The sequence below is a fragment of the Aphanothece hegewaldii CCALA 016 genome (assembly GCF_003007785.1).
GTDB lineage: Bacteria > Cyanobacteriota > Cyanobacteriia > Cyanobacteriales > Microcystaceae > Chroococcus > Chroococcus hegewaldii.
This window is the reverse complement of record NZ_PXOH01000008.1, coordinates 63,943-86,514: the sequence shown is the minus strand read 5'-3', so window position 1 is coordinate 86,514 and position 22,572 is coordinate 63,943. Positions and strand designations below refer to the sequence as shown.

Here is a 22,572-nt window from a genome sequence, read left to right as displayed (position 1 = left end):
GTTGACTGACGATCTGAAATTACTCTTTCTTTGAAGAGAAATAAGCCTCTAAAGCCTCATTAATAATATGATTCATCGGTCGTCCTTCTTCAATTGCTGCACTTTTTAGACGCACAAACATTTCATCGGGAACACTGACACGATTTTGATTTTTACGATCTTTGCGAGGCGTAGTAGTCTTTTTCATAGGAACTCGATCAGACGGTTGATAAGTAGCGGAAAATTCCCGCAAGGAGTCAAACCCAACTCGATGACAAAACTCACCGAAACTTTCATCTTGGGTTTTACTTTGTTTGAAATAGACAAACAAAGGTTCTAAAAAAGTTTCAATTTGTTCATCAGGCAGTTTATCCACATAAGCTTGTGCTAAACGGGTTTGATTGGGTGTTCCTCCTAACCAAACTTGATAGGTATTTGGCGCACTTCCAACAAAACCTAATTCAGCCATGTAAGGTCTAGCACAACCATTAGGACAACCAGTCATCCGAATCACAAAATTTTCGTCTTTTAGATCTAGCTTATCGAGTAAAGTGCGAATGCGATCAATAATTCCAGGTAAAGCTCGTTCTGACTCAGTAATGGCTAAACCACAGGTAGGAAGCGCCGGACAAGCCATCGAAAAACGGATTAAGGGATCAATGGTAGAAGCATCCGTAATCACGCCATGTTGCTGTAGAATATCCTCAATGATTCCTTGATTGGCTGGCTCAATTTCATAGAGAATAATGTTGTGATTTGGTGTTAAACGCATCGGAATTTGGAACTGTTCAACGATTTTCTTTAATGCCGTCTTCAGTTGAAAGCGTCCTTCATCTTTAATGCGTCCATTTTCAATCGAAAGCCCAAAGAATAATTTACCGTCTCCTTGTTCATTCCAGCCCAAAAAGTCTTGATATTTCCACTCAGGAAGTGGTTTAAATGGTTCTAGTTGTTTCCCAAAAAATCCTTCTACGGTTTCTCTAAATTTTTCGACACCCCAATCATGTAATAGATATTTCATTCTGGCGTGACGACGGTTAAAACGTTCTCCGTAATCTCTTTGAGTCGCTACGATCGCTTTAATGACACTATAAACATCATCTTTATTGATATAGCCAATGGGATCAGACATCCTGGCGAAGGTTTCTTCATTGTTATGAGTTCTGCCTAAACCACCGCCAGCAAGAAGATTAAACCCTTCTAAATTACCGTTTTTGTCAGTTATTACCACTAAACTAACATCATGGGTATAAATATCAATGGAGTTATCACCAGGAACCGTTACACTACATTTGAACTTTCTAGGCATATATTGTTCGCCATAGATAGGCTCAATGGGATCGTTGAGATTAGTTCCATCAGAATTGTTTTCTCTAGCGGCTTTGACTTCTGGTTTTTCTTGAGCGCTGATTGCTTTTTCGCCATCGAGCCAAATTTCATAATAAGCCCCTGTTTGTGGGGTTAGTAAATCAGCAACATTATCAGCATATTCCCAAGCATATTGATATTCGGGACGGTTTTTGTAGGGTGCAGGGGGAGCCATCACGTTACGATTAAGATCGCCACAAGCTCCTAATGTTGAACCCATACTCTGGACAATTTCTGCAATGGCCGCTTTTAAGTTTTTCTTGAGAATGCCATGAAGTTGAAACCCTTGGCGCGTGGTCGCTCTAAGGGTATGATTTCCGTATTCATCCGAAAGGCGATCGAGTGTCAGATACAAAGAAGGCGGTATGTAGCCCCCTGGACTACGGGTACGCAACATGAATTGATAGTCTTTTTCTTGTCCTTTAACTCGGTTATCTCGGTTATCTTGTTGATAAGAGCCGTGAAATTTGAGAATTTGAGTGGCTTCTTCGGTAAAATGGGTTGTGTTCTCTAGCAGTTGGGTCGCAACAGGTTCTCTTAAGTAGTTACTGCGTTCTTTAAGCCCTTCTACTTTAGAGACTTTACGCGTTTCGGAAATGGGAGTTGTAACCATTAGAATTTTTTTTCGCTTCTAGTTGTCTCAATCAGTCACAAGATGGGTTGATTTTGTTCTACAGCTTCTCCTCCGCCCTGAAAAAGTCCTAATGGAAGAATAGGAAAATAAATATAATTGACTGTTGAACATCACTTGCAATGTCTAATTGCTTCAAGTCTAATTGCTTCAAGTCGAATTGCTTTAAATCTCGTCAGTCAACCCAGAACGGAGAAGAGAAACTTTTTGACAATTTGCCATAATTTCCATTGTAGCGTTAATTATCTCTTTTTATTCTTTAAAATTTATGTAATTCTTTTTTGATAAAAATCATTAAGAAAAAAGAAAAGTTTTCCCATAACCAGAGCCAAACAAGAAAAAATAAAACATTTGTTAAGTATTATTTGTTAATTTATAAAACTAAATTTAATCAACAAAACTTTCAAAAAAAATCAATTAAACATTGTAAAATAACGTATAAAAAGAGTAAAATTTACATTTGTGATACCTTAAATAATAGACAAATATATCTGATCAACAACTCATGAATCGAGCGATCGCCGATCTCCGTCAAAACTACACACGTACTGGATTAATAGAAACACAAGCCGATTTAAATCCCTTTAATCAGTTTAAAATCTGGTTTGACCAAGCAATAGAAGCCCAACTTTTAGAACCTAATGCGATGACCCTTGCGACAATCACAAGTGAGGGAAAACCGACGGCTCGCATGGTTTTATTAAAAGATTTCGATGAAAGAGGGTTTGTTTTTTTCACTAATTATAACAGTGCCAAAGGACAACAATTAGCTCAAAACCCTTGGGTTGCTCTAGTCTTTTGGTGGGATATCTTAGAGCGTCAAGTCCGCATCGAAGGACGAGTCGAAAAAGTCACCGAGTCTGAATCTGACGGCTATTTTTTCAGTCGTCCCAATGAATCTCGTTTTGGGGCTTGGGCTTCTCAACAAAGTGAAGTGATCGAAAATCGAGAAATCCTTGAAAAACGTTTAGAAGAACTTAAACAAAAATATGCAGGTCAAGACGTACCTCGCCCGCCCCATTGGGGAGGTTATCGCGTTATTCCTGACGTGATTGAATTTTGGCAAGGACGACCGAGCCGCTTACACGATCGCTTATCCTATCGTCGGCTAGTTGATGGAAACTGGTACAGAGAAAGATTATCCCCCTAAACTAATACAAGTAATTTGGCTGTTATATTTTTTAACAAATCTTAACTTGTATCGGATAGATAATTTTAGATATGGATTCTTTCAAACAGAAGTTTCAGCAAGCTTTCTACTCAATGTTTAAATCATGTTTAAAAAAATTAGAGTAAATCAGAGTCCGAAGTGGAACTTCTGTGTAAGATCAACGTACTTTGAGAAAAAATAGATTTCAACAAAAATGTTACCCATTACAAAAAGAAATACTTTCTTACTAGCACTTTCAGTTTTATTAACTTTAGTCGGTGAACCGATTTTAATCCGTCAGTCACCCGTTTTAGCCGATAACACGATTCCAACAACTCCGACTAAACCAGCACCATTCCCTTTACCGGCATCTGTACCCAGTGGCAGTAAAGTAACTGTTGATGGCTCTAGTAGCATGAAAAAAATCAACGATGCTCTAAAAACGCAATTTGAAACAAAATTTACAGGAACCGAAGTTGTTGTATCCGAAAATGGCACAGATGCTTCACTAAAATCCCTACGAGAAGGAAAAATTGATTTAGCAGCCATTGGTCGTCCTTTAACACCAGCCGAAAAAGCCGAAGGATTAAAAGAATACGCCGTCACTCGTCACAAAATCGCTATGATTGTTGGGCCAGCTAACCCTTTTAATCAAAGTTTAACAATTGAACAATTTGCCCAAATTTTCCGAGGCGAAATCAAAGACTGGTCAAAAGTTGGCGGTACAGTTGGTGTTATTCGTGTGATCGATCGCCCTGATAAGAGTGATACCCGTCAGGCATTTAATGATTATCCTGTTTTTCAAAAAGCACCCTTAAAAACAGGAGATAACGCTACAACAGTTGCAGAAGACCAAACTAATTTAGTTATTGCAGAACTCGGCAAAGATGGGATCGGATATGCGATCGCCGATCAAGTGCAAGGACGTACAGATGTACGCATCTTAAAAATGCACGAAACATTACCCGATGATCAACGTTATCCCTTTTCTCAACCTTTAGTCTACGTTTACAAAGGCGCGGAACCTAGCAACGCAGCGAAAGCTTTTTTAGGATATGCGTTAGCCCCAGACAATGCCGCAGTCATTGAAGAAGCCAGAAAAGAAGAAGTAGCCGTCGCACCAGTACCCGCACCCGTCGCCGAATCAACACCAACAGCAGAACCCGCCCCCGCAGAAAACGATAAAGGTGGTTTTCCTTGGTGGTTACTATTTTTAGCCCCACTGTTACTTTTACCTTTCCTCTTAAAAGGTCGTTCTGAACCGGCACCCGCACCCATAGTTACGGCTGATCCCATTCCTGCGTCACCGCCACCACCGCTACCACTTCCCGTTGCTCCTTTGGCACCATCTCGGCTGATTTTAACACCCCATGATTGTCGTAATGCTTATGCTTATTGGGAAGTTCCCTCAGAAAGATTTGCTGAACTTTCCGGCGATGACAGAAAGTTAGTGATCAGACTCTATGATACGACGGACATTGATCTAAATGATGACCGACCTCATCGCGTAGAAGAATATGAATGCAACGAATGGGATCAAGATCTTCATTTGCCCATTGCCGTCGATAATCGAGATTATGTCGCTGAATTAGGCTATGTTAGCAATGATGGGGATTGGTTTGCGATCGCTAAATCGGATGCGGTTCGTGTTCCCGCTTGTCAACCACAAATCGACATTCCAACGGCTGTTGCTGCGACTGCGGCGGCTGGTGCAATTGGTTTGACCTCTTTATCCACAACTCAAACCAGTCGGCTTACCATAATTACTCGTAGTTGTCAAGAAATTTATGCTTATTGGGAAGTCCCCGAAGAACACAAAACTGCTTTACGTCAAGTTGGCGGTGAACAATTGATGCTTAGAGTTTATGATGCAACGAATTTGGAGTTAGATGATCAAGCTCCTCATTCAATGGAAGAATACGAATGCAACGAACTTGAACAAGATTTACATATTCCGATCGCTGTTGACGATCGTGATTATGTTGGCGAATTAGGATATAAAGCCGTTGATGGCAGTTGGTATAGTTTGGCTCGTTCTGAGTACGTCCATGTACCGAAGTGCGATCCCATTACTCCAGTAAATCCACTCGAAGCAGAATTAGCTACTAGCGCACCAACTATAGGTGGTTTCGTCTCCACAGGACAGGAAAAAATAGAGAATTTATTTGATACAAGTCGTGATGTCTCAACTCTTTTTGAAGGTGAAAGATCTCAACTCAAACCGCAGCCTACTAACCAAACAGAGGAGGATCTGATAATTTCGGAGCCTGATGATTTCTCAACTTTATTTGACAGCGAGCCTGAGAAAATTGATGACATCATGCCCGAACCGCAGCCGCAGCCTACTATCAATGTCTTAGATGATCTATTTGACACGAGTCGTGATGCTTTCGCAAAACTCTTTGAGAAGCCACAAGACAAAGACGATGATCTTGGAGCAGATAATATCTTAAAGTCTGGTGGAGCTAATGTTGCTGCGGGTTTAGGAACGGCAGCAGGGGATATTCCTGATTTCTTTCTTGAAGACGACGATCTTTTTGATAATGAGATTCAAAACAAAATGACCCTTAAATTGCGTAATTCAGAAGAGGCTCTTGTGTCTTGGGATATTCCAGAAGCCGATAAAGAAGATCTTCGTATTAGTGGTGGTCAAAGACTGGCTTTGCGGGTATACGATTTGATAGACACAAACCTAGATGGTCAACCTGATAGCGTTTGGGAATATGAGTGTACTGAATTTGACACCGAAAAAATAGTACGAATTTATGGCGGTGAGCGGGATTATGTCGCGGAACTGGGTTATCTCACCGAGGAAGGTCGCTGGCTTCCACTCGCTAAATCGAATATTTTAAGGGTTGATTAAATTTCTGATTTGATCTCCTAATTCCCTCTACCTCACCCTAGCCCTCTCTACCTCACCCTAGCCCTCTCCTACCTCACCCTAGCCCTCTCCTAAAAGGAGAGGGAACTATCAGGAATGTGTTTTATATTGGAGAGGGAACTATAAAAAATCTGTTTATATATTGGAGAGGGAACTATTAGGGGAGTTTTTTATTTGATAAAACGACTGGCAAATTTAAACGCATCCCCTAAATCAACATCGCCATCTTTATCACCATCGAGAAATGAGTTAAGTATTGGGTTGTTTCCAGGTAAACTCGATGTTTTAGGCGTACCCATTTTCAATAGCCCTAATACAACAGGAATTAAAACGGGTATTAATCCTCGAATCATTTCGGCGTTTAATCCGGTTTTTTGAGCAATACTATTCACCATTTGTTGTTGTACTGATTCTGGAATAAGAGATTGAATTAAAGCAGTAGATGCAGTACCACCCGCTAAACCACCCAAACTACCGAGTAAACCGTCTAAGTTATTACTGCCACTCGCTTGAGTAATTAAGTTTTCTAATTGTTGATTACCAACGGTACTACGTTGATCTTTAAGAGTAGAACGAAGATAGTTACCTACAGTCGAGATCATCGTTTGGGTGGTTGAGGGATCGATCCCATTATTATTCGCTAAATCTTGTACCGTTTTCGTCAGTGTTTCTAATGAACTGACATCCCCTTCTAATTCAGGGTTATTAATCGAGCTTAGAATATCGTAAAACAGTCCCATTTTTTCCTTTTGTTAATATTGAGCAATCAATCAAAATTTACCTCAATTTTAAACTGATTTTCCAACTAATTTATTATTGATGGCGAAAATTACGAATATTTTAAGCTTTTTTTTAGGTTTTACGTTACATTATAATGTAAGGTTTGAGTTAATAAGCTGATGCTTTTTCCCATCAGTTTAATATTTTTTTAATTTTTGGTTAATTCTTATCTCAATCATTTCCATTCAAATGAATAAGCATTAATCAAAAATGGAAGAGAAACAAATTTTTGAACTGACACTAAGGAGATAATTCTCAATGACTTTACTAGATTATTCTTCAGATGAAATTGCTAAAGTTGCAGGCGCGGTAATGGTTAGTGGTATGGCTGTAGCAATGGTTGATATGGGTGTTGTTTCCACGGCTATTGAAGCGGCAGCGATGGCTAAAGAAGTTGCAGGGGCATCGAAAAAGTACCCTAATAATACGATTATTCAAACACTCTTTTCTGAAGAAGCGGTCGAAAAAGCTAAAGCAGATAAGACTCCAAAAATCGAAATCAAAGCCGAAGATATGAAGCCTGATACTGCTGTTAATACTGCCATTAATGCAATTACGGAAGCATTGGCGGTTTTATCAACAAAAGCAACTCCTGAAGAAATTCGACAGTACAAAGAGTTTATTTATTCCTGTGCCGAAACGGTGGCTAATGCCGCCGGTAGCGGTTTATTTGGTACGGGTGAAAAGGTTAGCCCATCTGAAGCAGCCGCTTTAGCTCAATTGAAAGCTGTATTAGAACTGTAGAGATTGTTAGAATTTAGATAGAAAACCCCATCAAAACACAATTAAGGAGAAAATTATGGGTTGGTTTGATAGAATCTTCGGAAGAAAAGCACCTGAAAACTCTCAAGTAAATCCCGCACCTAGTACCCCTGATATTGCCCCAGAAAGAGTAGGGCTTAATGGGGAGTACGATGATAGTGGACTCGCTAAACGAGTGGCTCTAGCTTTTGATAATGATTCTGCTCTTACAGATGAGGATAGGCTCTGGGTGGCTCAAACGGGTAGTACTGTTGTTCTTAAAGGCACGGTTTCCGATCAAGCGACACTTGATAAGATGATTTCCGTCGCTCATGGTGTGAAAGGTGCTTCTGTTGTTGATAGTAGCCAAGTCACTGTAGGGTAGATAGTGCGCTGAAAGTGGGGTGGGTTGTTCCTACCCCGCAACTCAATTTATCTAACCATAACTCGAACTAATTGTAAGGTTTCGTGAACTTTTTGAGTATGAGTCAAGGCAAGATAATTAACCACTAAACAAGTGAGTCCTAAACCGAATAAAATAAATGTCGGTGGCATAATGACCCCGATATTTAACCAGGTTAAGACGTGTAGAAAAAGTGCCAGGGCAAAAACAGAAGCGATCGTCGCAACGCCTAAAATTTGGCGACTCGAAGCTTGAACGAATGAGAGTCCTAGTGTTAGAGAAGTGGCTAGTAAGTTAGCCGGCACTAAGAAGGCACAAATCGAAATGCAATGAGTACGAGAGAACTCAGCAAGAGAAGTTAGAGTAATCATACTTAAAACTATAGCAATTTCTTTAATTTTAAACAGTGGGCTTGACAAAAATTACGCCGTATGCTTCTGAAGATAGATATTTTTGCGCCGCTTCTTGAATTGTAGCTATGTCTAAGGACTGAATAGATGTAGGATAATTTAAGGCTGGATCTAATGTACCTAATTGAGAATAATAATAGCCGTATAAATTAGCGCGATCGCTCGGCCGTTCATTACTAAAAATAAAACGGTTAGCCACCTGTGTAGAAATGCGTTTTAATTCAGTTTCAGTGATTGAATTAGCTTGTATTTGACGAATCTGCTCAGTAATTGCCCCTTCGACTTCGGCGCGATTTTCTACCTTAAGCTGTGCCGAAATAGAAAAAATTCCTTGAATGCCATAACTCGAATTACTAGCACTAATCGAAGTAACTAAGCCTTTTTCTTCCCTTAATTCCCGAAATAGCCGAGATACCTTACCTTGTCCAAGAATTACGGCTAATACATCGAGCGCGTAAGTTTGGGCTAAATCTCTTAATCCTGGAACACGCCAAACCATGATCAAACGAGCTTGAGTAAGTGACTCATCTTCCGATTCAGAGCGAACAATTGTATTAAATGGGGCTTCGGGTTGTAAGTTGTTTAGAGGAGAAGACGGTAAAATACGAGATTCTGTGGCTTGTTGATTTTCGACTGAGTTGGACACAATTTCAATTAACTCCTCAACGGGTAAATTACCAACCACTGCTGCTGTTATCTGAGACGGTTGATACCAACTGTGATGAAATGAGCGCATTTGTTGGGGGGTTAACTGTTCGATAACTGAAGTTAAACCTAACACAGGACGACGATAAGGAAGGGTTGTAAAACTGGTTTCCATCATCTGAGAATAAATGCGACGACGCGGGTTATCCTGAGAACGGCGAATCTCTTCTAAAATTACCAATCTTTCCCGTTCAAACGCATCATCTTTCATTTTCGCATTTAAAACAACATCCAATTGTAGGGGAGCTAATTCGGCAAAATCTTTAGGAGCCGTTGTAATATAGTAATGCGTATATTCTTGACTGGTTGCAGCATTGGTTATCGCTCCTCTGGCTTCAATTAAACGCTCAAATTCGCCACTTTCGAGACGTTGAGTTCCTTTAAAGACCATATGTTCTAAAAAGTGAGCCATTCCTGAGATTGCATCCGTTTCAATTGCTGAACCGACATTGAGCCAAACATTGAGATTAACAACATCTAGGGGCATTTGTTCGGCAATAATCGTTAAACCATTCGGTAAGCGGTGAATTGTAGGAGTATTAAGTGCGGGGGGATTGAACAGCGTTGCAGTCATGTTGAGCTTATGGATTAGAGAGAACCTGTCTGTATCTATCATAAGAGCGATCATGATTGCTGTTACGAGAAATTTTGTTAGTCGTTGACCAAATTAATTAAATCAAGAGTAAATTTACAATTCTTTAGAATGTGTCACCCTTCCATGATATGATGACTCGTGGTTTATCTTTAGAATCCCTTAATGATTCAGTTAAACCAATTAACCACCCTTTGAAGGTAAGCCTGATCGCTGATACACGTGACCCTTTCTAATCAGTCTCCCGAATCAAATCCGACTCCAGAAGAAACTGCGGAAGGCAGTCATCCGCAGGCACCGCCTTTTCAAGGCGGTGAACGGATGACTCAAAAAGCTTCTGCGAGTAATTCAATGCAAGACTATTATCGATTGCAACGTACCTTGTTGCTAACGACATTGGTTTTAAGTGGGATTATTTTTATCATGGTTTGGGCAGTTTACACCCTGAATACGGCTCTGAACTATTTACTTGGAGCATCGGTAGGGTTTGCTTATCTCAAATTATTAGCGGGAGATGTCGAAAAAATCGGCACGCCGAAACAACGAGCAGGAACAAGAGGGCTAGGTTTATTCGTAGTTCTGATTGTTGTCGCTAGTCGATGGCAAGGACTTCATATTGTTCCAGTTTTTCTGGGATTCCTGACCTATAAAGCCGCCATAATCCTTTATATGTTGCAAAGTGTTTTTACACCCGAACAACAATAAAAGAATTAAGCGCTCAGTTTGGTTTAAATAAACAACAGTAGTAAAAATGTTAGACGGTTTAAACCTCATTAATTCCTTGCCCTTGGCAGCCCTAGAAGTTGGTCAACACTGGTATTGGGGCATCGGTAATTTAAAAGTTCACGGACAGGTAATAGTAGTTTCCTGGTTCGTTATGGGCTTACTAATTATTGCTTCATTAGCGGCAACTCGTAAGATCGAAAAAATACCCAGTGGAATGCAAAATTTCATGGAATATGTTCTCGAATTCTTGCGAGATTTAGCCAAAAACCAGTTAGGAGAAAAAGAATATCGTCCTTGGTTACCCTTTATTGGGACTCTATTTTTATTTATTTTTGTCTCTAATTGGTCTGGAGCATTAATACCTTGGAAAGTGCTAGAAATTCCCGAAGGAGAATTAGCAGCACCCACCAACGATATTAATACCACAGTTGCTTTAGCCCTGCTAACTTCTTTGGCTTACTTTTACGCGGGTTTAAGTAAAAAAGGATTGGGATATTTTGCTCATTATGTTGAACCAATACCCGTTCTTTTGCCAATCAAAATATTAGAAGACTTTACCAAACCCCTCTCCCTAAGCTTCCGTCTTTTTGGTAACATTTTGGCGGATGAATTAGTCGTCGCGGTATTGGTGTTTTTAGTTCCGTTACTAATTCCATTGCCCCTCATGGCTTTAGGATTATTTACCAGTGCAATTCAAGCACTCGTTTTTGCTACTCTGGCTGGAGCTTATATCCATGAAGCTCTAGAAGACACCCATGAAGAAGAACATGGTTAGCAAAGAAAAAAACAAATGGATCAACTGGCTTTTTATTTGAATGTAGAAAATGATCCCAAAGATAGGATAATAGCATAGACTCTTCTTTGGGAATTCAATCTTTAGGAATTCTTTAAAGTGTCCAGATGAAAAAAAACATTCAGAGTGAATCAATCGTCAGATCAATGAACTGATGGCTTGGGAATCTCGCTCTCCTTCCATAGACAACTAACTTGACAACTGTTATTCATTCATAAAGAGGAAAAGATCATTATGAACCCTACAATTGCTGCTGCTTCCGTTATTGCTGCTGCCTTAGCTGTTGGTTTAGCTGCGATCGGCCCTGGTGTAGGTCAAGGTACCGCATCTGGTGAAGCTGTTTCAGGTATTGCTCGTCAGCCCGAAGCCGAAGGAAAAATTCGTGGAACCCTACTGTTGAGCTTGGCATTCATGGAATCTCTAACCATTTACGGTCTAGTTATCGCTTTGGTTTTACTTTTTGCAAATCCCTTTGCTTAAGTTTTTCATTCTTATTAAGCTTTAGTTAAATCGATGAGGAGATGAACAGATCAGAAAATTTAGAGCATGATTTAACGTGTGATCTGATTTTCGGCCATCAATTCATCTCCTAATCAATTAAACAAAAGACATGACTTTCTTACTGTTAAAAGAAAATAAAGGGAACAGTCAACAATGTTTGATTTTGATGCCACATTGCCCCTGATGGCATTGCAGTTCATTTTGTTAGCAGTTATTCTTAATGCAATTTTCTATAAGCCATTAGGCAAAGTTTTAGACGAACGGGCGGAGTTCATTCGTCAGTCTGAAAGCACAGCCAAAGAGAAACTGTCCAAAACAGAAGGGTTAACCAAAGAATACGAACTGCAAATCTCAGATGCTCGTAAACAAGCGGCTGAGATCCTAGCCACCGCTCAAGGAGAAGCGCAACAAATTGCGTCTCAACAGGTCGCCGAAGCTCAAGCACGTGCGATCGCTCAGAAAGAAGCGGCATCTTTAGAGATTGCCCAACAAAAAGAAGCAGCAATGCAATCACTTGAACAACAAGTGGAAGCTCTCTCGCGTCAAATCATCGAAAAAATATTAGGGCATGAGCTAGTAAAATAACTTCGATTCTGCCGAAATGGAATAAATAGACTATGATAGATGCTTTTTTAATGGTAGCTGGTGCGGTAGCGGCTGAAGCAATAGAAGCAGAAGAACATCATGGCTTTGGCTTAAATACCGATTTTTTAGAAGCCAACCTGATTAACCTAGCCATTTTGGTCGGATTACTTTTCTTCTATGGTCGTAAAGTCATAACCAATCTACTCGACGATCGACGATCTAAAATTGCTGAAATCTTACAAGAAGCTGAAGCGCGTAACAAAGCAGCAGCAGAAGCCCTTGTCGTGGAACAGCAAAAATTAGCAGACGCTAAAACACAAGCTGAAAAAATTCGCGCCATAGCCCTCAAACGGGCAGAGTCCCTTAAAGTCGAAATTGCAGCGAAAGCAGAACAAGATGTCCAACGCTTGCAAGAATCCGCCACCAAAGACCTCTCACTTGAACAAGAACGGGCAATGGCTGACCTGAAAAAACGTGTAGCCGCTCTCGCCTTAGCTCAAGCCGAAAGCCGTCTCAAAGGCGATTTAGACGAAGAAGCTCAACAACAGTTAATTAATCGCGGTTTGGCTCGCTTGGGAGGTTAATTCATGAAAGGTAGTGCTTTAAGCACCGAAATCGCAGAACCCTATGCTCAGGCCTTAATGTCCCTAGCTCAAGACAGAAATCTTACCGAACAATTCGGCCAGGACATTCGGGCATTACTAAATTTACTACAAAACTCACAAGACTTACGATTGTTCCTCGAAAGTCCAGTCGTTCAAATAACTGACAAAAAAGCGGTTCTTGAAAGAGTCGTTGGAGAAGATAGCAATAATTATCTGAAGCGTTTTCTATTATTGCTGATTGATAAACGACGCATCGTCTTTCTAGAAGAAGTGTGTCAGCAATACTTAGAACTGCTACGGAAACTTACCAATACGGTTTTAGCCGAAGTGACTGCTACAACAGAGTTGAGCGAAGAACAGCGTCAATCTGTTGCAGAGAAAGTAAAAGCTTTAACTGGGGCGCAAGCGGTTGAAATTAAAACCAGTGTTGATCCAGATTTATTGGGTGGTGTGGTAATTAAAGTGGGATCTCAAGTCTATGACGCAAGTCTACGCGGACAACTGCGTCGTATTAGTTTGAGCTTAAGCAAATAACCCCCGTACAGACGTGTCATGGCGCGTCTCTACATCTATATCTATTCAAAATCTAAACTCTAACAACATTCATTCAGACTATGGTTAGTATCAGACCCGACGAAATTAGTAGTATTATTCGCCAACAGATCGAATCCTACGACCAAGATATCCAAGTATCTAACGTAGGAACTGTTCTACAAGTAGGTGACGGCACAGCCCGTATCTATGGACTAGAACAAGCAATGGCCGGAGAACTTCTAGAGTTTCAAGATGGCACCATCGGTATCGCTCTAAACTTAGAAGAAGACAACGTGGGAGCCGTATTAATGGGTGATGGCTTCGGAATTCAAGAAGGTGGAACCGTCAGAGCAACGGGAAGAATTGCTCAGGTTCCCGTAGGTGACAATTTAGTTGGTCGTGTCGTTGACGCACTCGGTCGCCCCATCGATGGTAAAGGCGAAATTATGACCAGCGAAACCCGTCTCGTCGAATCAATGGCACCCGGTATCATTGCTCGGAAATCGGTTTGTGAACCCATGCAAACGGGGATTACCGCAATTGATGCGATGATTCCCGTCGGACGCGGACAACGTGAGTTAATCATCGGTGACCGTAAAACAGGAAAAACAGCGATCGCAATTGATACGATCATTAACCAAAAAGGCGAAGACGTAATCTGTGTTTACGTCGCCATTGGTCAAAAAGCTTCTACCGTTGCTCAGGTTATTGATACCTTAACCGAAAAAGGCGCGATGGATTATACGATCGTGGTTGCCGCAAATGCCAACGAACCCGCGACCTTACAGTACATTGCTCCTTATACTGGTGCTGCAATGGCGGAATACTTTATGTATAAAGGTAAAGCAACTCTCGTAATTTATGATGATTTGACTAAACAAGCTCAAGCTTACCGTCAATTATCCTTACTAATGCGTCGTCCTCCTGGTCGTGAAGCTTATCCTGGAGACGTTTTCTATCTCCACTCCCGTTTACTCGAAAGAGCCGCTAAACTGAATGATCAACTCGGTGGCGGTAGTATGACTGCACTACCAATCATTGAAACCCAAGCGGGTGACGTTTCGGCGTACATTCCGACTAACGTAATTTCGATTACCGATGGTCAGATCTTCCTTTCTTCTAACCTCTTTAACGCTGGTTTCCGTCCGGCGATCGATGCAGGGGTTTCGGTATCTCGCGTAGGATCAGCCGCCCAAACCAAAGCCATGAAACAGGTTGCGGGTAAATTAAAACTAGAACTCGCTCAATTTGCTGAACTAGAAGCGTTCTCACAATTTGCTTCTGACTTAGACGCAGCAACTCAATCTCAACTTGCACGAGGCCAACGTTTACGGGAACTCTTGAAACAACCCCAAAACTCGCCTCTCGCTGTTTGGGAACAAGTAGCGATCGTGTATGCGGGTCTCAACGGCTATTTAGATGATATTTCTGCTGATAAAATCACTGAATTTAGTAAAGGAATACGTGATTATCTCAGAAACAGCAAACCTAAATATACAGAGCTTGTTTCCTCTGAGAAAAAATTGGGTGATGAAGCAGAAAGCTTACTCAAAGAAGCAATTACCGAATTTAAGCAAGGTTTTGCTAAATAATTCGTGCGTATATCACAAATTGTGATTATTGTCAAGAGTTTGATGTCGCATCTGTAGGGGCTTGGTTGCCAAGCCCACAATCTTAAAATTAAAATCCACGCATGGTAGATCGATATGCCTAATCTAAAAGCTATTCGAGATCGCATTCAATCTGTTAAAAATACCAAAAAAATTACAGAAGCAATGCGTCTTGTTGCTGCTGCAAAAGTTCGCCGCGCCCAAGAGCAAGTCCTTGCAACTCGTCCCTTTGCCGATGCTTTAGCACAGGTTCTCTACAGCTTAAAAAACCGCCTTCAATTTGGTGATGTAAGCTTACCTCTACTCAAACAACGGGAAGTAAAAACGGTTGGTCTGTTAATCATTTCTGGCGATCGCGGTTTATGTGGTGGTTATAATACTAACGTAATTCGTCGCGCTGAACAACGGATCGCAGAACTCAAATCACAAGGAATAAATTATCAACTTATTCCCACCGGACGTAAAGCGGTACAATATTTCGAGCGTCGTAATGCTCCGATCGCAGCTTCTTACGTTAACCTAGAACAAATTCCCTCAGCTACTGAAGCGGCTAAAATTGCCGATGAACTGCTGTCTTTGTTCCTTTCAGAAAATGTCGATCGGGTAGAATTAATTTATACTCGCTTCGTTTCTCTGATTGCTTCTAGTCCTGTGGTGCAAACCTTATTACCAATGCTTCCCCAAGGATTAGAAGAACAAGACGACGAAATATTCCGCCTAATCAGCAAAGATGGAAAATTAGGCGTAGAACGGACGAAAGTCGGCGTATCTACTGGCCAATTTCCACAAGACATGATTTTTGAGCAAGATCCCGTCCAAATCTTAGATTCTTTGCTACCGTTATATGTTAATAACCAATTGCTTAGAGCATTACAAGAATCAGCCGCTAGTGAACTAGCAGCACGAATGACCGCTATGAGCAACGCTAGTGATAATGCTAGTGAATTAGTTGGCAAATTAACATTAGGTTATAACAAAGCGCGTCAGGCAGCAATTACCCAAGAACTCTTAGAAGTTGTTGCAGGTGCCAACGCTTTATAAAAAATCCAAGACAGTTATTTTATTATCTTCGGTGGGCTTTTTCGCTCACCTTTTTTATTTATTTAGCTCACCAAAAAAAGAGACAATAATTGAAGCTAGATTTTTTACTAAATCACTATGACATTATCCTATCCGATCAACGATCGCCATCGAATAGCAGCCCCTCAACTCGATGTACCAGCCCGTCTCTTATTAGGGCCAGGACCTGCTAACGTTCATCCCCGCGTCATGGCCGCCATGAGTTTACCCACCTTGGGACATCTTGACCCATCTTACCTAAAAGTGATGGACGAAATCCAAAGCTTACTCCGCTACACTTGGCAAACCGATAACCCTCTCACTATTTCCGTCAGTGGTACAGGAAGTGCCGCAATGGAGGCAACCTTAGCTAATAGCGTTGAAAGTGGCGATACTGTTTTAGTCGGTGTCATGGGTTATTTTGGTCATCGACTGGTAGATATGGCGAGTCGTTATGGGGCAAAAGTCGAAAAATTAACCAAACCTTGGGGACAAGTTTTTAATTTAGATGAACTCCGACAAGGTTTAGAAACCTACCGCCCGACTATTCTCGCCCTCGTTCATGCAGAAACCTCCACCGGCGCTTGTCAACCCATCGATGGTGTTAGTGAGTTGTGTCGTGAATACAATTGTTTATTGTTGCTTGATACTGTAACTAGCTTGGGTGGTGTTCCTGTATTTTTGGATCAATGGGGTGTTGATCTCGCTTATAGTTGTAGTCAAAAAGGTCTTGGTTGTCCTCCTGGACTATCTCCGTTTACCATGAGTCCTCAAGCTTGGGAAAAACTGCAAAACAGACGTTCACCCGTTGCTAACTGGTATTTGGATATGAATTTATTAAACCGTTACTGGGGCAATGAACGAGTTTATCATCATACCGCTTCGAGTAATCTTAATTATGGCTTACGGGAAGCACTCCGCATCGTTGCTGAAGAAGGTTTAGAAAATCGTTGGCAACGACATTATAATAATGCAAAAATGCTTTGGGAAGGTTTGAGCGAAATTGGCTTAAAGTGTCATGTCGCCGAAGAATTTCGCTTACCCACTCTGACGACGGTACGAGTTCCTGACGGTGTTGATAGTAAGGCGATCGCACGCCAACTTCTTACAGAGTATAACATTGAAGTTGGTCTAGGTTTGGGTGAATTAGCGGGTCAAGTTTGGCGCATTGGCTTAATGGGTTATAACAGTAGAAAAGAAAATATCGTTCTTCTACTAAAAGCACTGCAAGAAACTTTATATGCTTAAAATCGCCTGATTGTCAATGAATTCGGGTATGCCATCTTTGTTAACTGCCCCGAATTTCTTAAAATATTCTCGCACTAAGGGCGGAAAATCGGGAAAATCAAATAAATTGTCTCCTGCTGCAATATCAGCCCAAAAATTACGAAGTTTTGGGGCTAATATTTCTGCTTCTGTCACCGATAAATTTAGAGGAGATGTGGTTAATAAACGCATCATAAAATGATAAGAGCGATCGCCTAACCAGTTGCGCGAGATTTCTGGTAAGTTTTCCCATTCAGGTAAGTGATTGATCCAATGTGATGTGATATTTATAGTCTGTTTTCCCTGACTATCTTGAGAAACATCAATAATACGATAGGGATGAGGATAACTGACTAAAGAACCTGTCGTAATTTCATAAATTCCCTTGTATAAAGCTATATCTTGAATATGAAGATGTCCCGTAAAAATGAGATGAACTCCATATTTGTTTAATAAATCTAATAAACTAGAAGCGTTTTCTAACATATAACGCCGTCCGAGTTCGTGGGTGGTTTGTCCTGGTAAATGTTCAATTACGTTATGATGAATCATTACCAAGATTAATTTATCTTGAACTTGGGGCAGTAAGTTTTCTAACCAAATTAACTGTTTTTCATCTAATTTACCAATTTGTTTACCTTCGCTATTAAATTGATTAGAATTTAAACTAATTAATTGAACACCGGGGAAAACTTCACAAGTATAATAAATTTGTTTTGGATTAGTGTAGCCTTGTTTCTGATAAAAATAAGGAAATTCATCAAAAGCGATCGCTCGTTCCGTTGCTGCAAAACTCGGTACATCATGATTACCCGGTATAACATAAGCAGGAATTGGTAAAGTAGATAATTGTTGTCCTAACCATTGATGATTTTCGGGTTCTCCATCTTGAGTTAAATCACCAGGAAGTAAAAGAAAATCTAAATTAAGCTGTTTAAGATGATTGAAAACAACTTCTAAAGCAGGGATACTCACTTCTACCATATGAAAACGATTTGGATGAGTCCAAATGGTTTGAGGTATAGCAACATGAGGATCACTGATCACCGCAAAACGAAAGTTTAGCACAGGAGTCTCACTATTTTATTTAAAACGATTTTAGTATAAGCAACAGGAGAGAAGCACTTTGACTAGAGGCCGTATTCGTCAGCACGTTAACCCACTCAGTGATCATTATAGTAACCCAGTCAGCCCCCCAGATTGGAGTAAAGTTTATTCTCACACCCAACCCCTACATCTAGATATCGGTTGCGCTAGAGGTAAATTTTTATTAAAAATGGCCGCTTTATATCCCGAAATTAATTTTCTCGGTACAGAAATTAGAGAAGCTTTAGTGATTGATGCTAATCATCATCGAGATAATTTAGGTTTAACTAATCTTCATTTTATTTTTTGCAATATTAATCATTCGATCGATCCAATCCTTCAATCTTTACCCCAAGGGGTTCTAAAATGGGTAACAATTCAATTTCCTGATCCTTGGTTTAAACAACGTCACAGCAAAAGACGAGTTGTACAACCTGAGTTAGTTAATGCAATTTCTGAATATCTAAGTGATGATGGTTTGGTTTTTTTGCAATCCGATGTCGAAGCGATCGAACTTGAAATGATCAAGCATTTTTGTAATCATCCTGCTTTTACTAAACAGCATTTAGATAATAACCCCTTTCCCGTGCTTACTGAACGAGAAATCGCCACCTATAATAAAAATCAGCCTGTATATCGATCGTTATTTAAAAAAAATGTATCTTGACTAATGCCGCAACATATGCTAGAAGTCATAAGATCAAGCAAAACGATTACATAAATATTGTCATTGACATATATTATTGTAAGCGTTATCATAAAAATATGAAAAGGTTAACCGACATCGATCAAAGTCAAACATATTTATTGGAGGAATTTACCGATCTAGTTAATCAATTATTGCCTCAATATTTACCAGAGTCTAAAGAACCAAACGAAATTAATCCGCGCTTAATCCGACATTATACAACTCAAGGAATGCTTGATGAGCCAAAACGTTCAGGTAAGTATGCAATTTATACCTATCGTCATCTATTGCAAATTTTAGTGATTAGACGTTTGTTAAGTGAGGGAATTAATGCTAGTACAATTAATCGATTAGCAACCGAAAAAAGCAACACCGAATTAGAAAACTTGCTGACAGGAGGCGTTCAATTCAATCTTACTACTGCCTATCCAAGTATAGCAGAAAAAAACCCTTTAGCTTATCTTCAAGGACTACAAAAAAATCACTCGATTAATGAATCGGTTGTTTATAGACAGGAACAAAAAGCCGATCTAACACTAGATAATACTAGCTCATGGATACACATTGAGGTTATCCCAGGGTTAGAGATTCATATCCGCTCAGATTTCAAATACCCCAAAAGCAAAAGCGAAAAGCAGTCACTCATTGAAAAACTGCAAGAAACACTCAAAAACTACTTCAATCGTCAAGGAAAATAAACTCATGAAACCAACAATCACTCTAATACCTCTGCGTGAGGTGGTAACTTCTGATGCTTATACACAACTGGATCTTATAGTAAGAATCGAATCACCTCAACCCCAAGAAATCCTAAAACGTTCTAAACTGAATCTAGGCTTAGTTATTGATCGTTCAGGCTCAATGCAAGGTCAAAAAATGGACTATGCAAGAAAAGCGGCTATCTATGCAGTAGAACAACTTAAAGAAAGCGATCGCGTTAGTATCACTATCTATGATAATCAAGTAGAAGTCATTGTCCCAAATACTCTAGCAACCAACAAAACCCAGATTATTGAGAAAATAAAACACATCCATTCACGAGGATCAACAAATCTCTACGAAGGATGGTTAGAAGGGGGGAAACAAGTTAGCCAAAAGTATAACAACGAACAGTTAAACCGAGTGATTTTGCTTTCTGATGGGTTAGCGAATGACGGAGAAACTAACCCCGATGTTATTTGCACCCATGTTCACGGATTGATGCAGCATGGTGTAAGCACTTCTACAATGGGAATTGGTGATGATTTTAATGAAGATTTGATGGAAGCAATGGCGAAAAGTGGTGATGGAAATTACTACTATATCGAATCGCCAGACTCATTACCGACGATTTTTCAAGCGGAATTACAAGGTATTATAGCTACTATTGGTAGTAAAGTCAGTTTAGGAATTGAACCATCAAGAAATATAGAAGTTTTAGATGTATTTAATGATTTGAGTAAGACAAGGTATGGACGATATAAATTACCTAATTTAATTATGGGTAATCAAATTTAAATTGCTATCCGATTAAAAATTCCACCTATTAATCATACTCATTCATTATGTAAATTTCGTTTAGCATGGGATACACCCGAACAAATCGAAAGACAAGAAATTAAAGTCGCGTTAAAATTACCCGTTGTCTCATCCCATCAATTAGATGAATTTCCTTTTAATGTCAAAGTTTCCTCACGTATCACACAATTAATCGCGGTTCGTGCCAGAGAAGAAGCTATCAGTAATCTCGACAGAGGAGATTATTCAACTGCTCAAAAAGTCTTACAAAATGCCCAACAACAGATAGTTTCTGCTCCTATGTGTGAGCAAATGAAATATCAAGAAATAGACGAACTTGAAGAATTAGAACGAAAATTAGAACGCGGTGAACTTGATAAAATGCGTAAACAAGCTTCTTATGAAAATTACCGTAAGCGTAATAGTCGTCCTGAATTCAATAGACAAATAATAGAAAATATGCAACCTGTAAAGTTTGAAAACTGGAATATTGAAGACAATAATCAAGTCCTTATACTTGCTGGAGTAGATGGTGAACCTCTTGCATTGAAACATAATGTGTACATTTGTCAAAACGAACGTTCTTTTCGTCCTTCTCGGTATGTCGCTTTTTACAATGAGGCAAAAATCAGATATTTATTTGAGGTAGTAGATAAACCATATGATTATTGTAACTGGTATAATACACCGATTAGAAGAACAATTAATCCTCATCCAGAATCTTCTACAGATTTTCGCCGAGTAATCTACCTAAAATTTAAAACTGAAGTGGGGCCAATTGAGAATGACACTATCGATAAGAACGGTAAGATCGCGGCGTTTACACAGGGGCATCGTTACACGACTATTGAGAGGCTAATGAAGGCACAAAAGACATCAGAGCTTGTTAATAAATCAGACTTGCTAGATGATGAGCTATTTGACGACAGGCTGTAGAAAAATTTAATAGATGTCTGATGAAACAAAATCTCAAGAAATAGACGAACTCGAAGAATTAGATCAGCAATTAGAACGCGGTGAACATCAGAAAATGCGTAAACAAGCTTCTTATGAAAATTACCGTAAGCGTAATAGTCGTCCTGACTAAATCTTTAAATTATGTGGTGAGTCAGATTAAATATGATGATTGTAGGGGTAGAGAGTCCAAACCCTCTTTAATACTGGATAAAATGAGCCAAATATACACATTATTTTAGTTGACTCACTTTTTCATTCTAAGCTAATTAAAATCCGATGATTACTCAGCGATCTTAAATCCTAAATTTTCTTAATTTAATGAAGTGTTGACACAAACAAAGAACAATTCCAACTTTTCGACATACACTTAAAGGTAGCAGCATTCTAAAATAATTATCATGCCCTATGTTTGTGAAATCGGCACAGGTCAAACACTTTATCTAGATAACCAAGGGACACAAACCCTAGTTACCCTATCTAGCAGTAGTGCCGGACAACAACAGCAAGCCAGTAGCGGATATCAGACAGGAACTTGGAATACATCACCGCAAGTTTATCGGACTTCACAGGGAGTCATTATTAAGATTACTACAGAACAAGGGGAATACAATCTCTTGATCCAAGGTAGCAGTATGATGATGACACCAGAAAGATTATCACTCGAAAATAGTCAGCCGCTACAGCCCTTACCAGTAGAAAAGATGCCCGTTAATTCTATGCCTCCCATGAAACCCATGCAACCGATGAAACCCATGCAGCCTTTAAAAATGGGCAACATGGAAATGAATCTTAACAAAATGGAAATGAAAATGGGAGACATGGAACTCAAAATGGGTTCGCCATCAGCCAACATTCGGAATTTTTGTAGTCAATGTGGGGCTAAAGTCAATTCAAACGATCGCTTTTGTGGGAATTGCGGTCATGCCTTAAACTAGAAAAAAAATTCCGTAAATTTACGCTAGTGTTGAGATTTAAGGTCTTCTAATGTAAATAGTAATCGCTAGTGAGTATCGGCGATCGCGTTT

General features: G+C 39.9%; 24 protein-coding genes. 19 read left to right on the top strand and 5 right to left on the bottom strand.

Annotated features, from left to right (window positions below):
• Nucleotides 1-19: 19 nt before the first annotated feature.
• Nucleotides 20-1,960, bottom strand: a complete 1,941-nt coding sequence (sir, locus tag C7H19_RS09965; protein WP_106456726.1) for a sulfite reductase, ferredoxin dependent — start codon at nt 1,958-1,960, stop codon at nt 20-22.
• Nucleotides 1,961-2,483: 523 nt separating this feature from the next.
• On the opposite strand from sir, the gene pdxH reads away from it, so the two are divergent.
• Nucleotides 2,484-3,128, top strand: a complete 645-nt coding sequence (pdxH, locus tag C7H19_RS09960; RefSeq protein WP_106456725.1) for a pyridoxamine 5'-phosphate oxidase — start codon at nt 2,484-2,486, stop codon at nt 3,126-3,128.
• 214 nt (nt 3,129-3,342) lie between these two features.
• Nucleotides 3,343-5,991 carry a DUF4912 domain-containing protein gene (locus tag C7H19_RS09955; protein WP_106456724.1) on the top strand — a complete coding sequence of 883 codons (2,649 nt, stop codon included), beginning with the start codon at nt 3,343-3,345 and terminating at the stop codon, nt 5,989-5,991.
• Between the two features lie 188 nt (nt 5,992-6,179).
• Here the strand turns inward: C7H19_RS09955 and C7H19_RS09950 are convergent, their stop codons facing one another.
• Complete coding sequence (locus C7H19_RS09950; RefSeq protein WP_106456723.1) at nt 6,180-6,749, bottom strand: DUF937 domain-containing protein; 570 nt, start codon at nt 6,747-6,749, stop codon at nt 6,180-6,182.
• A gap of 298 nt (nt 6,750-7,047) precedes the next feature.
• On the opposite strand from C7H19_RS09950, the gene C7H19_RS09945 reads away from it, so the two are divergent.
• Both C7H19_RS09945 and C7H19_RS09940 read left to right on the top strand, forming a co-directional pair.
• Entirely contained in the window at nt 7,048-7,533 is a 486-nt protein-coding gene (locus C7H19_RS09945; protein ID WP_106456722.1) for a hypothetical protein, read from the top strand.
• Nucleotides 7,534-7,588: 55 nt separating this feature from the next.
• Nucleotides 7,589-7,915, top strand: coding sequence for a BON domain-containing protein (locus C7H19_RS09940; RefSeq protein ID WP_106456721.1), 327 nt, complete (start codon nt 7,589-7,591; stop codon nt 7,913-7,915).
• 47 nt (nt 7,916-7,962) lie between these two features.
• Here the strand turns inward: C7H19_RS09940 and C7H19_RS09935 are convergent, their stop codons facing one another.
• Nucleotides 7,963-8,304: a hypothetical protein gene (locus tag C7H19_RS09935; RefSeq protein ID WP_106456720.1), complete on the bottom strand. Its 342-nt coding sequence runs from the start codon at nt 8,302-8,304 to the stop codon at nt 7,963-7,965.
• 28 nt (nt 8,305-8,332) lie between these two features.
• The gene (locus tag C7H19_RS09930) at nt 8,333-9,622 is read right to left on the bottom strand and encodes a M16 family metallopeptidase (protein WP_106456719.1); all 1,290 of its coding nucleotides are present in this window, start codon (nt 9,620-9,622) and stop codon (nt 8,333-8,335) included.
• 339 nt (nt 9,623-9,961) lie between these two features.
• Between C7H19_RS09930 and C7H19_RS09925 the strand changes: the two genes are divergently transcribed.
• From C7H19_RS09925 to C7H19_RS09885, 9 genes are all read left to right on the top strand, one after another.
• Complete coding sequence (locus C7H19_RS09925; RefSeq protein ID WP_425428889.1) at nt 9,962-10,345, top strand: ATP synthase subunit I; 384 nt, start codon at nt 9,962-9,964, stop codon at nt 10,343-10,345.
• A 46-nt stretch (nt 10,346-10,391) separates the two neighbouring features.
• Nucleotides 10,392-11,141 (top strand): F0F1 ATP synthase subunit A, encoded by a 750-nt coding sequence (atpB, locus tag C7H19_RS09920; protein ID WP_106456718.1) that lies wholly within the window; start codon nt 10,392-10,394, stop codon nt 11,139-11,141.
• Between the two features lie 252 nt (nt 11,142-11,393).
• On the top strand, nt 11,394-11,639 hold the full coding sequence (gene atpE, locus C7H19_RS09915; RefSeq protein ID WP_106456717.1) for an ATP synthase F0 subunit C: 246 nt from the start codon (nt 11,394-11,396) through the stop codon (nt 11,637-11,639).
• A gap of 174 nt (nt 11,640-11,813) precedes the next feature.
• Nucleotides 11,814-12,245 carry a F0F1 ATP synthase subunit B' gene (locus tag C7H19_RS09910; RefSeq protein WP_106456716.1) on the top strand — a complete coding sequence of 144 codons (432 nt, stop codon included), beginning with the start codon at nt 11,814-11,816 and terminating at the stop codon, nt 12,243-12,245.
• 32 nt (nt 12,246-12,277) lie between these two features.
• Nucleotides 12,278-12,829 carry a F0F1 ATP synthase subunit B gene (locus tag C7H19_RS09905; protein WP_106456715.1) on the top strand — a complete coding sequence of 184 codons (552 nt, stop codon included), beginning with the start codon at nt 12,278-12,280 and terminating at the stop codon, nt 12,827-12,829.
• Nucleotides 12,830-12,832: 3 nt separating this feature from the next.
• On the top strand, nt 12,833-13,384 hold the full coding sequence (gene atpH, locus C7H19_RS09900) for an ATP synthase F1 subunit delta (protein ID WP_106456714.1): 552 nt from the start codon (nt 12,833-12,835) through the stop codon (nt 13,382-13,384).
• A gap of 80 nt (nt 13,385-13,464) precedes the next feature.
• The gene (gene atpA / locus C7H19_RS09895; protein ID WP_106456713.1) at nt 13,465-14,976 is read left to right on the top strand and encodes a F0F1 ATP synthase subunit alpha; all 1,512 of its coding nucleotides are present in this window, start codon (nt 13,465-13,467) and stop codon (nt 14,974-14,976) included.
• Nucleotides 14,977-15,090: 114 nt separating this feature from the next.
• A complete protein-coding gene (locus C7H19_RS09890; protein ID WP_106456712.1) occupies nt 15,091-16,035 on the top strand; it encodes a F0F1 ATP synthase subunit gamma in 945 nt (314 codons plus the stop codon).
• A gap of 117 nt (nt 16,036-16,152) precedes the next feature.
• A complete protein-coding gene (locus C7H19_RS09885; RefSeq protein WP_106456711.1) occupies nt 16,153-17,301 on the top strand; it encodes an alanine--glyoxylate aminotransferase family protein in 1,149 nt (382 codons plus the stop codon).
• Here C7H19_RS09885 and C7H19_RS09880 read toward each other — a convergent pair.
• Complete coding sequence (locus C7H19_RS09880) at nt 17,290-18,387, bottom strand: metallophosphoesterase family protein (protein WP_106456710.1); 1,098 nt, start codon at nt 18,385-18,387, stop codon at nt 17,290-17,292. The genes C7H19_RS09885 and C7H19_RS09880 overlap by 12 nt on opposite strands.
• A 58-nt stretch (nt 18,388-18,445) precedes the next feature.
• Between C7H19_RS09880 and trmB the strand changes: the two genes are divergently transcribed.
• The 6 genes from trmB (at nt 18,446) to C7H19_RS09860 (ending at nt 22,482) form a co-directional block, all read left to right on the top strand.
• Nucleotides 18,446-19,072, top strand: a complete 627-nt coding sequence (gene trmB, locus C7H19_RS09875) for a tRNA (guanosine(46)-N7)-methyltransferase TrmB (RefSeq protein ID WP_106456709.1) — start codon at nt 18,446-18,448, stop codon at nt 19,070-19,072.
• Nucleotides 19,073-19,170: 98 nt separating this feature from the next.
• A complete protein-coding gene (locus tag C7H19_RS09870; RefSeq protein ID WP_106456708.1) occupies nt 19,171-19,791 on the top strand; it encodes a MerR family transcriptional regulator in 621 nt (206 codons plus the stop codon).
• 4 nt (nt 19,792-19,795) lie between these two features.
• Nucleotides 19,796-20,590 (top strand): vWA domain-containing protein, encoded by a 795-nt coding sequence (locus tag C7H19_RS26715; protein ID WP_245927429.1) that lies wholly within the window; start codon nt 19,796-19,798, stop codon nt 20,588-20,590.
• 312 nt (nt 20,591-20,902) lie between these two features.
• A complete protein-coding gene (locus C7H19_RS26710) occupies nt 20,903-21,526 on the top strand; it encodes a hypothetical protein (RefSeq protein WP_245927427.1) in 624 nt (207 codons plus the stop codon).
• A gap of 13 nt (nt 21,527-21,539) precedes the next feature.
• A complete protein-coding gene (locus C7H19_RS25610; protein ID WP_181280569.1) occupies nt 21,540-21,677 on the top strand; it encodes a hypothetical protein in 138 nt (45 codons plus the stop codon).
• A gap of 268 nt (nt 21,678-21,945) precedes the next feature.
• Complete coding sequence (locus C7H19_RS09860) at nt 21,946-22,482, top strand: zinc ribbon domain-containing protein (protein ID WP_106456707.1); 537 nt, start codon at nt 21,946-21,948, stop codon at nt 22,480-22,482.
• The last annotated feature ends 90 nt before the right edge of the window (nt 22,483-22,572 follow it).